Here is an 878-nt window from a genome sequence, read left to right on the forward strand (position 1 = left end):
TATTCTATGACTATTGCCTAGTACTATTTAATAAAATGTCTCACACACTATACTAAAAGCCTAAGCGCTACAAATAACAACAATCGGTAGATGACAAAGTTTTATAAACAACGATACGCACTGAACGGTTAAAACTGGCCGCTAAGTATCCAATCTTTTGACCCAGCTTGCAACCTGCCCAGTGTTGGCTAATTGCAACCAACGGTAACCAGGTAATGCACTTGTATCATAAGCGAAGTCATCTTCGTAAGGCTTAAACTGATAGCAGGTTGATGGAGTGGTATACACGGTCACCCCATTTTGATAGCGAACTTGTTCCTGATGCGTATGACCACTAATAATCACGCGTAAATGTGGAAATGCTGCCATACGTTGCCAACAAGTAGATACATTGTCTGCAATGTGAGCATCTATCCATTCTGAGTGCATAAGCATCACATGATGATGCAATGCGATAAGGGCAGGTTTATCACAAGCACTCAATTGCGCGCATAACCAGTCAATATCTGTATCGGTCACCTCACCTGCAACCTTGCCAGGAATGGCAGAATTTAGTAGCAAAAGTTGCCAGTAGTCTGTATGAATCACATGGCGACTGAGTAGACGCTCGTCTGCAGGCTGAGGGATAAGTTGGCGCTGAGAGTAGGGCTGTTTGCCATCGAGCTCATCTGTTACATCATGATTGCCAGCGATACAAGCAAAAGGAATACCAGTATCGTGTAATAACCTAAAAATATAATCGTAAATAGCAGGCTTGACCACATTAACCAAATCACCTGTGACTAAAATCAAATCACAGCGAATATCTTCGCTCAACGCTTGTGCTAATACTGCTTCAAAACTATAGGTACAGCAGCATTCAGAAGTTGGATGTTGGT

General features: G+C 42.3%; 1 protein-coding gene. It reads right to left on the bottom strand.

Translation table 11 applies throughout. The features are described from left to right. Window positions 1-141: 141 nt before the first annotated feature. Window positions 142-878: metallophosphoesterase (locus ACS8FD_RS18290; protein ID WP_439276896.1), on the bottom strand; the 737-nt coding region annotated here is incomplete at its 5' end.

It is taken from the genome of Psychrobacter sp. 1U2 (assembly GCF_051847575.1).